The sequence below is a fragment of the Salmonella sp. NW722 genome, from assembly GCF_051702785.1.
GTDB lineage: Bacteria > Pseudomonadota > Gammaproteobacteria > Enterobacterales > Enterobacteriaceae > Salmonella > Salmonella enterica.
In genome coordinates, this window is sequence record NZ_JAMMIN010000003.1 from 326,531 (window position 1) to 339,481 (window position 12,951).

A 12,951-nucleotide genomic window follows, 5' to 3' on the forward strand; every position below is an offset into this window, starting at 1 on the left:
GCCGGATGGCGCTGACGCTTATCCGGCCTACGGTCGCCTGGCCATTGGGCAGGTTAATCATTTCTGGTTCATGCTGCCGGAGAGAATGCAAAACACGCCCATCAGGTCAGCGTGGCGGATCGTAATCTCCGTCTTTTCGTTTACTTTTGGCTTGGCATGGAAGGCAATACCTAACCCTGCCGCTTTGATCATTGGCAGATCGTTAGCGCCGTCGCCAATCGCCACCGTCTGCGCCAGCGGGATGTCATGCTCTTGCGCCAGACGAAGCAAGGTATTGGCTTTATACTCAGCATCCACAATATCGCCGATAACGTGGCCGGTAAATTTACCGTCCATGATCTCCAGCTCATTGGCGACCGCCGCCGTCAGGCGTAGCTGGTCACGCAGATAGTCGGCGAAGAAAGTGAAGCCGCCGGAGGCGATAGCGATTTTCCAGCCAAGCGCTTCCAGTTTTAGCACCAACTGCGTTAATCCTGGCATTAGCGGCAGATTCCCGCGCACCTGGCGCAAAATATCGGCATCCGCGCCTTTCAGCGTCGCCACGCGGCTGCGCAGGCTGGCGGTAAAATCAAGCTCGCCGCGCATCGCGCGCTCCGTCACTTCAGCCACCTTCTCACCCGTACCGGCCAGCTTAGCGATTTCATCGATACACTCAATCTGGATCGCCGTGGAATCCATATCCATGACCAGCAGCCCCGGCGTGCGCAGATGCGGAATTTTACCCAGCGGCGCGACATCCAGCTGCGCCTCATGCGCCAGCCGCGTCGCACGCGGCGTCAGCGACCCCGCCAGACGAATGACCTGATAATCCTCCACGCACCAGGCGGCGACAATCACCATTGCGGCGCCCAGTTTGGTCTGATATTGAGTTAAACGCTGCTTATCCAGCCCGCGCCCATACAGCAGCCAACCGCTGCGGCCTGCATGGTAATCCAGAGGCATCACCTCGTCGCCGCTTAAAGAAAGAGGCAAACCAGGCCATAAAGAGACATCTTCAGGCAGATCGCACCAGGTAATGTTAGGCATTAAAGCTCCTGTAAATCGTTCAGGCCGGTAACCGCCCCGCGGAAAATAACGCATGAGGCTACCTTGTAACCATCGCTTCTGGCAACATTAAGCCTCAAATTTTCAGCAGGTGGAATATGGCTCGCGCAAAACTGAAATTTCGGCTGCATCGTGCAGTCATTGTATTGTTCTGTCTCACACTGCTCGTCGCGCTCATGCAGGGCGCTTCATGGTTTAGTCAAAACCACCAGCGACAGCGCAATCCGCAGCTGGAAGAGCTGGCCCGCACGCTGGCGCGCCAGGTGACGCTCAACATCGCCCCGCTGATGCGCAGCGAAACACCGGATGAAAATCGCATCAACGCCGTGCTGCGTCAGCTCACGCAAGAGAGCCGTATTCTGGATGCCGGCGTCTATGATGAACAGGGCGATCTTATTACTCGCGCTGGCGAAAGCGTCAACGTGCGCGACAGGCTGGCGCTGGATGGCAAAAAAGCGGGCAGCTATTTTAACCAACAAATTGTCGAGCCTATCCAGGGGAAAAACGGCCCCTTGGGCTACCTGCGTCTGACGCTGGATACCCACACGCTGGCCACCGAAGCAAAGCAGGTCGATAACACCACCAACATTCTACGCCTGATGCTGCTACTCTCGCTGGCGATAGGCGTGGTGCTGACGCGCACCTTGCTACAAGGTAAACGCACCCGCTGGCAGCAGTCGCCCTTCCTGTTAACGGCCAGCAAACCTGTTCCGGAAGAGGAAGAGCGTGAGGAAAAAGAGTAAAATGACGGCTTAATAAAGGTAAGGAAAACCACCATGACAACATTACGCCTGCTTATTTCTGACTCTTACGATCCCTGGTTTAACCTGGCGGTCGAGGAGTGCATTTTCCGCCAGATGCCCGCCACCCAGCGCGTGCTGTTCCTGTGGCGCAACGCGGATACGGTGGTCATTGGACGCGCGCAAAACCCGTGGAAAGAGTGTAATACGCGGCGTATGGAAGAAGATAATGTCCGTCTGGCCCGCCGTAGCAGCGGCGGCGGCGCGGTATTCCATGACCTCGGTAATACCTGCTTTACCTTTATGGCCGGTAAACCGGAATACGATAAAACCATCTCCACCCATATTGTGCTCGCGGCGCTGAATTCGCTGGGGGTCATGGCCGATGCTTCGGGACGCAACGATCTGGTCGTAAAAACGCCGGACGGCGATCGCAAAGTCTCCGGTTCAGCCTATCGCGAAACCAAAGATCGCGGCTTCCATCACGGTACGCTGCTGTTGAACGCCGACCTCAGCCGTCTGGCGAACTATCTGAATCCCGATAAAAAGAAACTTGCGGCGAAAGGGATTACCTCCGTTCGCTCCCGCGTGGCCAATCTTACCGAGCTATTACCGGGTATCACCCATGAACAGGTCTGCCAGGCGGTCACGGAAGCCTTTTTCGCCCATTACGGCGAACGCGTCGACGCGGAAGTGATTTCACTGGATAAAACGCCGGATCTGCCGAATTTTGCCGAAACCTTTGCGCGCCAGAGCAGTTGGGAGTGGAATTTCGGCCAGGCACCGGCGTTCAGCCATCTACTGGACGAACGTTTCACCTGGGGCGGCGTCGAGCTGCATTTTGACGTCGAGAAAGGTGTGATTACCCGTGCGCAGGTGTTTACCGATAGCCTGAACCCGGCACCGCTGGAAGCGCTGGCCGAGCGGCTGCAAGGGTGTTTGTACCGCGCGGATATGCTGCAACAGGCGTGCGAAGCGCTACTGGTTGATTTCCCGGAGCAGGAAAAAGAACTGCGGGAATTATCGGCGTGGATTGCCAGAGCAGTGCGCTAAATGAATAATATCAGAGAGATGAATGTGTCTCTGATATTATTTAAACATAACAACATATTCTGAAAAATGAGCGAATAGCACAAATAGTTAAAACATACTCGCCAACAACTATAATCTTTAAAATTAATATTATTTCCCCGCACTTCATAAACCCAGCGAATTATAAACCATTTATCATCACCAATGATGATTAAAGTTTTTCTTAAGCAAGATTTAATTTTATTAAATTTACAATCTATCATTCTCTTCATAGAATCCCGGCGCGCATTACATGTTCTTTGGAAATATACTTAATCGTTAGGGATTACTGATGAAAAAATTATTAATAGCGACCTCTGTCGTAATAGGATTATCAACTTCAGCGCAAGCGGTTGAATCCACTGCTGTATTAAAACTGACTGGCGTTTTAACCAACGGCGCATGTATACCAGAGTTAAGTGATGGTGGAGTTGTAGATTTCGGTACTAAGGCCGTTAGCGATCTGCTGCCAACTGAGACGAATCAACTGGGATACAAAGATATAACACTCACGATTCAGTGTCTTGCACCGGCAAAAGTTGGCTGGACCGCTACCGATAATCATCCCGATTCGGTAACATCATTGACTATCGATGACGCAACATTTAGACATCAGAACAATAGAATACCAAACTATCAGCTAGGTCTGGGTAAAACAGCAGGTGGTATCAACATTGGTTCATTCGGCCTCTCTATGGACTTGAATAATGCGACCGCCGATGGAATTCAGACGAAAATGGTAGTGGCAAGTAGTAATAATCCAGATTACTGGGCTATCGCAGGAAACGAATTCGTTGCGATTACAAATACATTTCCAACTGTCACTACATATAGTGTCGGCGATGAAAATGGCCCCGCCGCCTTTACCACCGCAACATTTCCTATACGCGTAGCTGCCGCTATACAGGGAACGGACACACTGGCTATTACCGATAACACCACGCTTGATGGTCAGGCGACCTTTACACTCGTATATCTGTAACTCCAGCATTCACATGGAATATTCAACACCTCTTTAATGGAACTATAATGAAAAAAATTTTGCTTATTACTGCAATTGCAGCAGCCTTTGCTACAACCAGCGTGAATGCTGACACCACCGCCGTATTAAAAGTCACCGGTCAACTGATTGTTGGCGGTTGTACCCCAGAACTCAGCGACGGCGGCGTGGTTGATTACGGTACTATCCGCCTCGCCACACTTTCCGCAACCGATGTAAACCAACTGGGCACTAAAGATGTCTCTCTGAGTATCTCTTGTCCGTCTGCAACCAAAGCAGCCTGGACTATTACCGATGACCGTGCGGACACCCACCCAGGCGCATCCGTTATCTCCATAGCCAATGGCAATATGACTAATGGTATAGTATCTGATACCACAATGTCCTACGGCGTTGGCAAAACAACCGAAGGTGTAAAAATCGGCGCGTTCTCTATTTACACCGATACCGCGAACGTTACCGCTGATGGTGTAAAATCTGACGCTATCTCAGGAACCGTTGATAGCCCAGTCTGGCAGAAGTCCACCACCGGGATTATCAAAAACGGCAATATGGAAATGTTTACCGTTGCTACAAAAGGCACCACCGAACCGGTTCCGTATACTCTTGCCATTTTCCCGCTGAAAACCTCACTGGCCATTCAGGATACTGCAACGCTGGCCATTACTGATGATACTGTTCTGGATGGTCAGGCAACCATCACGCTTAAATATCTCTGATCCAGACCGTATAAAAAGGTTATTGATCTGTCTCCCTTATTATGGGGAGACAGATCAAAATTAAAGGACTAATTCTGATGCCAGCAGTGACTAAACTTCCATTATTATTACTCAGCGTCCCCTTTGTTTTTTCAGCACTCTTTTCACAGGCTAACGCTGCCGGCATGGTACCGGAAACTACGCTACTGGTGATTGAAGAATCCACACACAGCGGCGTAATGAATGTTAAAAACACCGACAGCAATCCGGCTTTGTTATATACCACCGTCGTTGATTTACCTGACGACAATGGTGTGAAGCTGGATGTCACTCAACCGGTTGTTCGCGTTGAAGCAGGCCAGCAGCAGCAACTACGCTTTATTATGGAAAGCACGGAACCGCTCACCGTCGAGCACTATAAACGCGTCACGTTTGAAGGTATTCCTCCGAAATCTACCAATAAGGGAATGAAAATAGGTTTTAATCTACGCCAGGATTTGCCGGTATTAATTCGTCCTAAAAATCTACCGGTCGTTACTGATGCCTGGAAATTATTAACCTGGTCCAGAAACGGACAAACAATCAACGTCAAAAATCCGTCTCCCTACGTTGTACGTTTAGCCCAAAATATTACCTTCTTACCTTCCGGGGGCGAAGGCACGATTAAAAAAACCTATATTCTGCCCGGCGAAACATTGAACGTCAGTATAAAAACGCCCCTTGCTGCTGATACATCCGTACGTTTTTACCCTGCCAGCCGTTACGGCATTGAAGTCCCCAGCTTTACCTCACCGCTGGTGCCGTGATGAGAGCTAGCACGTGAAGTATTTAAAACTGCCGCTATACATCAAAACTGCGCTTTATTGCTCACTGGCGACCACGACGTTTTCGGCTCTGGCGGAGGAGCTGAATTTTGACATGGGTATTCTCACCTCCAGAGGCATTAGCCCCAACGTGGCACAATATTTTTCCCGTGCGCCGCGTTTTCTACCAGGCAGCCACACCGTCATGGTAAAGATCAATGGCGTAAATAGAGGGTCGTTGGTCGCGCGTTTCGACACAGAAGGCCAGCTTTGCGTGGATGACGATTTCCTCAGCGCCAGCGGGCTCGTACCGCTTAATATCAGCGCCAAAGAAACCTGCCATAGCCTACAAGAAGATTATCCCTCAGCGATTATTACCCCACTGCCAAACAGTGAATCGCTGGAGCTTTTTGTTCCGGCGCAGGCTCTGGATAATAACTTACTCTCGCTAAACAACGTGATTAAAGGCGGCACCGCCGGGTTATTTAACTATAACCTGTACGCCAGTCGCAGCGAGTCATCCGGTAGCGATAGCCGAAACTATGCCCAGGCAAACCTTGAAGCTGGCTTAAACTTCGCGGAATGGACGCTGCGCAGCCGCTACATGCTGACGAATAATGATGGAGAATACCGTACCGATAGTCTATATACCTATGCGGAGCACGTATTTCAGGCACAAAAAATGCGTGCGCAAGTTGGGCAGATCAACGTCAACTCCAGTCTATTCAGTGGCGCGCCGATCAACGGCGTACAGCTTATCCCTGAACAAGGGCTGGCACAGGATACACAAGGCGTAACCATTAACGGTATTGCCCGAACCCACCAGGCTCGCGTTGAAGTTCGTCAGTCCGGACAGATTATTTATACCGCACCAGTGAACGCTGGGGCATTTACCCTTGAAAATGTCCCCATCATACGCAGCAATACCGACCTTAACGTCAGCGTCGTTGAAACCGATGGCTCAACGACAACCTTCACGGTGCCGGCAGTATCTTTTAATTTACGCGAACTCACGCCCGCAGGCTTGACAATGTCCATAGGGCGCGTACGTGATACCACCAGCGACTATTCTCTCCCCTGGATCTATAACATCAGCGATGGTTGGAAACTGAGTGAAAACTGGCTGGCGCAGGCGTCTGGCGTACTGGCACAAGACTATCAAGCGGCAGGAGGTATGCTGCAATGGCTTCCAACCAACAAATGGACGTTTTCCGGCTCAATGCTGGGCAGTAAAGCGTCCTTCGGCGAATCTCTGCAGGGTGCGAAAAGTGAACTACGCGCCAGCATGGCGCTGCCCGGGGAAATTAGCCTTGACGTCAGCACCGCCCGCTACAGCGACGGATATCGTGAGTTAACGGATGCGCTCAATAAAGATGCTTACGAATACCAAAGTAGCTCCAGTGCTAATATCGCCTGGAACCATAATCTGTTAGGTACCTTCTCTCTGGGTTATTACACTTATCAGGCTACGGATAATAACAACGACTCTCGCAGTATAATGGCTTCCTGGGGCAAAACATTTAAATATGCCTCAATTACCGCTAACTGGCAGCACGCTGTTAATCAGGATGATGAGAATCATAACGGCAGTAATGATGATGATATGTTTTACATCAACATCAGCATTCCACTAGGTGAGCAGCGCGTCGGCGCTTATATGCGTAATCAAGGTGATAAAACAACCTACGGGCTACAAAATAATGGTTCGCTGAGTAAAGATACCCATTACTATATTTCTGCGGATCGTGATGCAAAAAACCAGCAAAATAGCTTCAACGGTAATCTCAATAGCAATCTCCATTACACTCAACTCAGCGTGGGCGGCGGCACTGATGGCGATAATTACCGCAACTATAACGCAACCTTCAGCGGGGGCATCGCTGCACACGAACATGGCATAACGTTCTCGCCTTACACCATCAAAAATACCTTTGCTATCGCACGCCTGAGTGAACCAGAAAGCGGCATTGAAATCGCCACGCCACAGGGGCGAATCTGGACTGACCGCTGGGGGCAGGCCGTCATTCCGGGGCTAACTGAATGGCGGAAATCCCGCGTAGAGGTTAATGCGAATACGCTACCAAAGAGCATGGAACTGGCAAACGGTATTAAGAATATTACCGTCGCGCACAGCGCTTTTCGGGTACTGGATTTCAACGTGCTGAATACACGCCGTGTGATGCTGACAGTAAAGCGTCCGGACGGCTCATGGCTACCTAAAGGCACCAGCATTGTAGATGAAAAAAATAACTATTTGGTCAGCGCTGTCGACAGCGGACGCGTATTTATCACCGATGTTGGGGATAATCCTGCGTTATATGCCGCTGATGATGATATGAATCGTCTGTGTCGCATCCACTACACGCTGCAGAAAACCCAGGATAAAGAGGCATTTTATGAAACGGCAAAGGGAGTCTGTCAATGAAATCCAACAGCAAATGGTTGGGGATTGCTATATGTTGTCTCTTCACCGCACTACTCCCTCCATCAGCCAAGGCCGACGATGACTGCCAAATAACGTTCTCTTCGCCAAACGTCAGCTTTGGCTGGCTTAAGCAAGATGATATCGTCAATTCTCAGCAAGGCTGGAATCAAATGTCTTCACAGGAGGTTCACGTTAGTGTGAGTTGCCCAGAAAGCCAGAATATTGCTCTTTTTGTGCAGGCCTCAGCGGGGGAAAAGGGACGATTTTATTTTGGAAATAACGGTGGTCTCGCCGTACGTGTTAGTCAGATGATAGTAGATGGTAAAAGTTATCCTATTGCCAGCACCCTTGATAGAGTGAGCTTTGCTCCCAATGACAGTGCCCTGGATAGTCTGTTGCTACATAATAACAACGGTATCATCGCGATGGATAATAATCAGCAGGTCAGTGGGAAAATGATGAACGTCACGCTGACATTAACACCTGTCTTGAACGATAATCAATTTACGCATTCTACCGATACGGTCATGCTGGAAAGCAATTTACAGTGGGAAGTGCTGACGAAATAAACGATGAAGGGGGCCTGCTCTGGCCCCCTTCACAATCCTACTCTTTATCGCCCAGCAGCACAGATTCCAGTGCGATTTTGATCATGTCGTTGAAGGTCGTCTGACGCTCAGCGGCTGTGGTCTGCTCGTGGGTACGGATGTGGTCGGACACGGTGCAGATGGTCAGCGCTTTCGCGCCAAACTCAGCCGCAACGCCGTAGATGCCCGCCGCTTCCATCTCCACGCCCAGCACGCCGTATTTTTCCATCACGTCGAACATTTCGCCGTCCGGAGAGTAGAACAGGTCAGCGGAGAACAGGTTGCCCACGCGCGCGTCTACGCCCAGCGCTTTTGCCGCGTCAACCGCGTTACGCACCATGTCGAAGTCAGCGATAGCCGCGAAGTCATGATCTTTAAAACGGATACGGTTCACTTTGGAGTCGGTGCAGGCACCCATACCGATCACCACGTCGCGCAGTTTGACGTCCATGCGCACAGCGCCGCAGGAGCCGACGCGAATGATTTTCTTCACGCCGAAATCGGTGATCAGCTCTTTGGTGTAGATGGAGCAGGACGGGATACCCATACCGTGGCCCATCACGGAGATCTTACGGCCTTTGTAAGTCCCGGTGAAACCTAACATGCCGCGAACGTTGTTCACTTCGCGGACATCTTCGAGGAAAGTCTCAGCAATGTGCTTCGCGCGCAGCGGGTCGCCCGGCATCAATACGACGTCAGCGAAATCACCCATTTCTGCATTAATATGTGGAGTTGCCATCTTCAGTTCCCTTTAAATTTGTTGTTATTGCCTGATGGCGGCTACGCCTTATCAGGTCTACAAAACGTGTGTAAAAACAGTGAAATACCCTAAGGATTTCGCGTTGTAGGAAGGCGACGAATTCGTGAATCCCCGGGAGCATAGATGAACTATGTGACCGGGGTGAGCGAATGAAGTCAACGCATCTACAGCGCGAAAGACAACGGGTATCACAGCATGTTTTTACCGTAGTCCATTGGCGATGTACCAAAGTAGGTCGCCAGCGTCTGGCCGATATCCGCAAAGGTTTCACGGTGACCTAAAGAGCCCGGTTTGACTTTCGGACCGTAGATCAGCACCGGAATGTGCTCACGGGTATGGTCAGTACCGGTCCAGCTCGGGTCACAGCCGTGGTCAGCGGTCAGGATCAGAATGTCATCTTCACCCACCAGCTCCATCAGCTCCGGCAGACGGCGGTCAAACAGCTCCAGACCTGCGGCGTAGCCCGCGATGTCGCGACGGTGGCCCCAGGAAGAGTCGAAGTCAACGAAGTTAGTGAAAACGATGGTTTTATCGCCCGCTTCTTTCATCTCTTTGAGGGTCGCGTCGAACAGCGCGTCCAGACCGGTTGCTTTCACTTTCTTAGTGATGCCGCAGTTGGCGTAGATGTCGGCAATCTTACCGACGGACACCACGTGGCCCTGTTTTTCATCGACCAGTTTCTGCAGCACGGTCGGCGCTGGCGGTTCTACGGCCAGGTCGTGACGGTTGCCGGTACGCTGGAAGTTACCGGCCTTGTCGCCGATAAACGGACGCGCGATCACGCGGCCAATGTTGTAGCCGCCTTCGGTCAGCTCTTCACGGGCGATTTCGCACAGCTCGTAGAGTTTATCCAGGCCAAAGGTCTCTTCGTGGCAGGCAATCTGGAACACGGAGTCAGCGGAGGTGTAGAAAATCGGCTTGCCGGTTTTCATGTGCTCTTCGCCGAGCTGGTCCAGAATAACGGTGCCGGAAGAGTGGCAGTTACCGAGATAGCCCGGCAGGTTGGCGCGTTTTACCAGCTTATCCAGCAGTTCCTGCGGGAAGCTGTTTTCGTGGTCGCTGAAGTAACCCCAGTCGAATAGCACCGGCACGCCAGCGATTTCCCAGTGGCCGGACGGCGTATCTTTGCCGGAGGACAGTTCGTGCGCCCATGCGTATGCGCCAATAACGTCCGCGTTGCCGTCCATGCCAGCGGCAATTTTACCGGTAGAGCCTTCATGCGCTTTCACCAGCCCCAGACGAGTCAGGTTAGGCAGATTCAACGGGCCCTTACGGCCATTGTCAGCTTCGCCTTTGGCGCAAGCTTCTGCGATGTGGCCCAGAGTGTCGGAACCTACGTCGCCAAAACGATCCGCGTCTTCAGTAGCGCCGATGCCGAATGAGTCCAGCACCATAATAAATGCACGTTTCATATCTTCTCCGTACTTAGTGCTTCAAAAATAATTGATCAGATCAGTATACAACTATTCAGTAATTCGACGATAGACCGAAGGTGTGCTTGCTGGCGCTTTATCGTCAAGGATAATTGCCGCTTTGACGGCCTTCGCCGCTTCCTGCCAACTGGCTTCGTCTTTGGCATGAATCACCGCCAGCGGGCGCTGCCCGTCGATGCTGTCGCCCAGACGGGCCATGTCGGTAAAGCCAACGCTGTAATCAATGGTGTCAGACGCCTGACGACGGCCGCCGCCCATCGAGACGACCGCCATCCCCAGCGCACGCGTATCCATTGCGCTGATAAACCCTTCGGTATCAGCATATACCGCTTTGCTCAACATGGAGGTCGGCAGGTATTTATCGTAGTTCTCAACGAAATCGCTCGGCCCTTTCTGCGCGGCCACCATACGACCAAAGATTTCTGCCGCTTTACCGTTATCCAGCACCGCCTGCAGTTTGGCACGCGCTTCGGCGTCGTCTTTCGCCAGCTGACCGGAGATCAGCATCTCCACGCATAGCGCCATGGTAACGTCAAACAAGCGCGGATTGCGGTATTCACCGGTCAGGAACTGCACGGCTTCACGCACTTCCACCGCGTTACCGGCGCTCGAAGCCAGCACCTGGTTCATATCGGTTAACAACGCCGTAGTGCGAACTCCCGCGCCGTTTGCCACGCCGACAATCGCTTCCGCAAGGGCTTCAGAAAGTTCATAGGTTGGCATAAACGCGCCGCTGCCGACTTTTACATCCATTACCAGCGCATCCAGCCCTTCGGCCAGTTTCTTGGCGAGGATGGAACCGGTGATCAGCGGAATAGAGTCCACCGTCGCGGTAATATCGCGGGTGGCGTAAAAACGTTTGTCCGCCGGTGCAAGCGAGCTGGTTTGCCCAATAATCGCCACACCCACGTCTTGAATAATTTCGCGGAAACGGTTGTCGTCCGGGAAGATATCGAAGCCCGGGATCGCTTCCAGTTTGTCGAGCGTACCGCCGGTATGTCCGAGACCGCGACCGGAGATCATCGGCACATAACCGCCGCAGGCCGCTACCATTGGCCCCAGCATCAGAGACGTCACGTCCCCTACGCCGCCGGTCGAATGCTTATCGACAATCGGGCCATTGAGATTCAGGCTTTTCCAGTCAAGGACAGTACCGGAATCCCGCATCGCCATGGTCAGCGAAACACGCTCCGGCATGGTCATATCGTGGAAGAAGATGGTCATCGCCAGGGCGGCAATCTGCCCTTCAGAGATAGTATTGTCACGAATACCATTGATAAAGAAACGAATTTCTTCGTCACTCAACGCATGACCATCACGCTTTTTACGAATAATTTCTTGTGCGAGAAACACGGTACCCTCCTGAGGGAAAAGAGTAGAAGGCTTACATCGCCGGATGGCGGCTAACGCCTTATCCGGCCTACAGGCCTGGATTTGTAGGCCGGATAAGCACAGCGCCATCCGGCAAATCAGAGCTTAGTAGCTGCTGGCGCTCTTACCGTCGCCGTGACCCAGCGCTTTCAGCAGGCTTGCCAGCAGGCTGGATGCGCCAAAGCGGTAGTGACGAGAATCTGCCCAGTCAGCGCCAAACAGTTCGTCTGCAATCGCGAGGAATTTCTGCGCGTCTTCCGCCGTACGTACGCCGCCCGCCGGTTTGAAGCCAACGGTTTTGGAAACGCCCATGTCGCGGATCACTTCCATCATGATGCGCGCGCTTTCCGGCGTAGCGTTTACCGGCACTTTACCGGTAGAGGTTTTGATGAAATCCGCACCGGCTTTAATGGAGATTTCAGAGGCTTTACGAATCAGCGCCTCTTCTTTCAGCTCGCCAGTTTCGATGATCACTTTCAGCAATACGTTCGCTGCGGCACAAGCGTCTTTACAGGCTTTTACCAGGTCAAAACCCACCTGCTCGTTACCGGCGATCAACGCGCGGTACGGGAATACCACGTCCACTTCGTCAGCGCCGTAGGCGATCGCCGCACGGGTTTCCGCCAGCGCAATATCGATGTCATCATTGCCATGCGGGAAGTTAGTCACCGTTGCAATGCGGATGTCCGGCGTACCTTGTTCTTTCAGAGTTTTACGCGCAATCGGGATAAAACGCGGGTAAATACAAATCGCCGCCGTATTCCCGACCGGGGTTTTTGCCTGATGACACAACGCGATCACTTTTTCATTAGTGTCGTCATCGTTCAGAGTGGTCAGATCCATCAGTTTGAGCGCACGCAGGCTGCTTGCTTTTAAATCAGTCATGACATTCTCCAACGGCATTGCCGTATAAAATTTCACCTTGCGAGTCTGTTAATATTCTAACATTCACTCGCGATTACACTTCGATATACATCACAGTTAATGAAAACTACGTACAAATTTGCATTACTGTAATG

Annotated in this window: 12 protein-coding genes; 7 read left to right on the forward strand and 5 right to left on the reverse strand. The window is 51.8% G+C overall.

Going from position 1 to position 12,951, the window contains the following annotated elements; all coding sequences use genetic code 11:
* Positions 1-57: 57 nt before the first annotated feature.
* Positions 58-1,026, reverse strand: a complete 969-nt coding sequence (gene serB, locus NA330_RS09215) for a phosphoserine phosphatase (protein WP_001132983.1) — start codon at positions 1,024-1,026, stop codon at positions 58-60.
* Between the two features lie 116 nt (positions 1,027-1,142).
* On the opposite strand from serB, the gene NA330_RS09220 reads away from it, so the two are divergent.
* The 7 genes from NA330_RS09220 to NA330_RS09250 all read left to right on the forward strand — a co-directional run bounded on the left by NA330_RS09220 (position 1,143) and on the right by NA330_RS09250 (position 8,350).
* Positions 1,143-1,787, forward strand: a complete 645-nt coding sequence (locus tag NA330_RS09220; RefSeq protein ID WP_000090067.1) for a YtjB family periplasmic protein — start codon at positions 1,143-1,145, stop codon at positions 1,785-1,787.
* A gap of 33 nt (positions 1,788-1,820) precedes the next feature.
* Positions 1,821-2,837 (forward strand): lipoate--protein ligase LplA, encoded by a 1,017-nt coding sequence (gene lplA / locus NA330_RS09225; protein WP_023242391.1) that lies wholly within the window; start codon positions 1,821-1,823, stop codon positions 2,835-2,837.
* Positions 2,838-3,147: 310 nt separating this feature from the next.
* Entirely contained in the window at positions 3,148-3,837 is a 690-nt protein-coding gene (locus tag NA330_RS09230) for a DUF1120 domain-containing protein (protein ID WP_000734713.1), read from the forward strand.
* Between the two features lie 47 nt (positions 3,838-3,884).
* On the forward strand, positions 3,885-4,574 hold the full coding sequence (locus NA330_RS09235) for a DUF1120 domain-containing protein (RefSeq protein WP_000722272.1): 690 nt from the start codon (positions 3,885-3,887) through the stop codon (positions 4,572-4,574).
* Positions 4,575-4,651: 77 nt separating this feature from the next.
* Positions 4,652-5,359, forward strand: coding sequence for a fimbrial biogenesis chaperone StjC (gene stjC, locus NA330_RS09240; RefSeq protein WP_001112028.1), 708 nt, complete (start codon positions 4,652-4,654; stop codon positions 5,357-5,359).
* 13 nt (positions 5,360-5,372) lie between these two features.
* Positions 5,373-7,781, forward strand: coding sequence for a fimbrial biogenesis outer membrane usher protein (locus NA330_RS09245; RefSeq protein ID WP_023242393.1), 2,409 nt, complete (start codon positions 5,373-5,375; stop codon positions 7,779-7,781).
* Positions 7,778-8,350 carry a hypothetical protein gene (locus NA330_RS09250; RefSeq protein WP_023242394.1) on the forward strand — a complete coding sequence of 191 codons (573 nt, stop codon included), beginning with the start codon at positions 7,778-7,780 and terminating at the stop codon, positions 8,348-8,350. The genes NA330_RS09245 and NA330_RS09250 overlap by 4 nt, the downstream gene beginning before the upstream one ends.
* A gap of 37 nt (positions 8,351-8,387) precedes the next feature.
* Here the strand turns inward: NA330_RS09250 and deoD are convergent, their stop codons facing one another.
* The 4 genes from deoD to deoC form a co-directional block, all read right to left on the reverse strand.
* A complete protein-coding gene (gene deoD / locus NA330_RS09255) occupies positions 8,388-9,107 on the reverse strand; it encodes a purine-nucleoside phosphorylase (RefSeq protein WP_000224864.1) in 720 nt (239 codons plus the stop codon).
* 209 nt (positions 9,108-9,316) lie between these two features.
* A complete protein-coding gene (deoB, locus tag NA330_RS09260) occupies positions 9,317-10,540 on the reverse strand; it encodes a phosphopentomutase (protein ID WP_000816454.1) in 1,224 nt (407 codons plus the stop codon).
* Positions 10,541-10,591: 51 nt separating this feature from the next.
* On the reverse strand, positions 10,592-11,914 hold the full coding sequence (gene deoA / locus NA330_RS09265; protein ID WP_023242395.1) for a thymidine phosphorylase: 1,323 nt from the start codon (positions 11,912-11,914) through the stop codon (positions 10,592-10,594).
* 123 nt (positions 11,915-12,037) lie between these two features.
* On the reverse strand, positions 12,038-12,817 hold the full coding sequence (gene deoC / locus NA330_RS09270) for a deoxyribose-phosphate aldolase (RefSeq protein ID WP_001519713.1): 780 nt from the start codon (positions 12,815-12,817) through the stop codon (positions 12,038-12,040).
* Between the last annotated feature and the right edge of the window lie 134 nt (positions 12,818-12,951).